Raw genomic sequence first — 1,845 nt, 5'->3', positions numbered from 1 at the left:
ACCGCCGCGTACGACGCCGGCACCGCCGCGTACGACGCCGGCACCGCGGCCGTACGCCGCCACTGGGAGCGCCTCGGTCTGCCCGGACTCATCGACGTACACACGCACTTCATGCCGGAGCGCGTGCTGCGGAAGGTCTGGGCGTACTTCGACGCGTTCGGGGAGAACGGCGGCGGGGTGCGGTGGCCCATCACCTACCGGCACGAGGAGGAGCGGCGGGTCGCGCTGCTCGGGGAGTTCGGGGTGCGGGCCTTCACCTCGATGCTCTATCCGCACAAGGCGGGGATGGCGGGGTGGCTCAACGGCTGGTCGGCGGAGTTCGCGCGGCGCACGCCCGGGTGTCTGCACACCGCGACCTTCTATCCGGAGCCGGGCGCCGAGACGTATGTGCGGGAGGCCGTGGAGGCCGGGGCCCGGGTCTTCAAGGCGCACCTCCAGGTGGGGGCGTACGACCCCAACGACCCGCTCCTGGACGGGGTCTGGGGGCTGCTCGCCGAGGCGGGCGTGCCGGTCGTGACGCACTGCGGGTCCGGGCCGGAGCCCGGCAAGCACACCGGGCCCGAGCCCATGGCCCGGCTCCTCGCGCGCCATCCGCGGCTGCGGATCGTGGTGGCGCACATGGGGATGCCCGAGTACGCGGAGTTCTTCGCGCTCGCGGAGCGGTACGGGGAGGTGCGGCTGGACACCACCATGGCGTTCACCGACTTCAGCGAGGGCCTCATGCCGTTCCCGAGGAGCGAGCTCGGCAGGCTCGCCGACCTGGGGGACCGGGTGCTGCTGGGCAGCGACTTCCCCAACATTCCGTACGCGTACGTCCATCAGCTCGACGCCCTGGAGCGGCTCGGGCTCGGGGACGCGTGGCTGCGGGGGGTGCTGCACGGGAACGCCGCCCGGCTGTTCGGGGCGGGGTGAGCGGGCGGCGCCTCCGCGAGGAACTGGGCGGCGCCTCCCCAGAGAACTCCGCGGCGCTTTCTCAGGGAATTCACAGGTTGGCGCAAGGGTGCTCTCACGGGCGCTGCCCAGGGTGTGCGTATGACCACGACCACGCCCCAGGCGCGTACCGAACTGCTCAGGCCGGACGGGAGCCCCGTCCGCGTGCTCGTCGTGGACGACGAGGTGTCGCTCACCGAGCTGTTGTCCATGGCCCTGCGCTACGAGGGCTGGCAGATCCGCAGCGCCGAGGACGGCGCGGGCGCGGTGCGGGCCGCGCGCGCGTTCCGGCCCGACGCCGTGGTGCTCGACATGATGCTGCCCGACATGGACGGGCTCTCCCTGCTCGGCAGGCTGCGCCGCGAGATGCCGGACGTGCCCGTGCTCTTCCTGACCGCGAAGGACGCGGTGGAGGACCGCATCGCCGGGCTCACCGCGGGCGGGGACGACTACGTCACCAAGCCCTTCAGCCTGGAGGAAGTGGTGGCGCGGCTGCGCGGGCTCATCCGCCGGGCGGGCGCCGCCGACAAGCGCAGCGAGTCGACCCTGGTGGTCGGCGACCTGACGCTCGACGAGGACAGCCACGAGGTGACGCGAGGCGGGGACTCCATCCATCTGACCGCCACCGAGTTCGAGCTGCTGCGCTACCTCATGCGCAATCCGCGGCGCGTGCTCAGCAAGGCGCAGATCCTCGACCGGGTGTGGAACTACGACTTCGGGGGCCAGGCCAACGTCGTCGAGCTCTACATCTCGTATCTGCGCCGGAAGATCGACGCGGGGCGGGAGCCGATGATCCACACGCGGCGCGGGGCGGGATACCTGATCAAGTCGGCCGTTCCCGTGCCGTCGTGAGACCCGTGAGATCCATGAGCCCCGTGAGCTCGGTGAGATCTATGAGACCCGTGAGATCCATGA

General features: G+C 71.5%; 2 protein-coding genes. Both read left to right on the top strand.

Annotated features, from left to right (window positions below; genetic code table 11):
- Positions 1-78: 78 nt before the first annotated feature.
- The gene (locus AOK22_RS31275; RefSeq protein WP_063795375.1) at positions 79-912 is read left to right on the top strand and encodes an amidohydrolase family protein; all 834 of its coding nucleotides are present in this window, start codon (positions 79-81) and stop codon (positions 910-912) included.
- 120 nt (positions 913-1,032) lie between these two features.
- Entirely contained in the window at positions 1,033-1,782 is a 750-nt protein-coding gene (locus tag AOK22_RS31270; protein ID WP_055702090.1) for a response regulator transcription factor, read from the top strand.
- Positions 1,783-1,845 lie beyond the last annotated feature (63 nt).

This window comes from Streptomyces silaceus (assembly GCF_001419745.1).
Taxonomy (GTDB): domain Bacteria; phylum Actinomycetota; class Actinomycetes; order Streptomycetales; family Streptomycetaceae; genus Streptomyces; species Streptomyces silaceus.
The sequence above is the reverse complement of the archived record's forward strand: the minus strand, read 5'-3'. Positions and strand labels throughout refer to the sequence as shown.

Excerpts from the sequence above, each read along its gene's own strand:
- AOK22_RS31270 (WP_055702090.1), top strand. The coding sequence starts at position 1,033 with ATGACCACGACCACGCCCCAGGCGCGTACCGAACTGCTCAGGCCGGAC.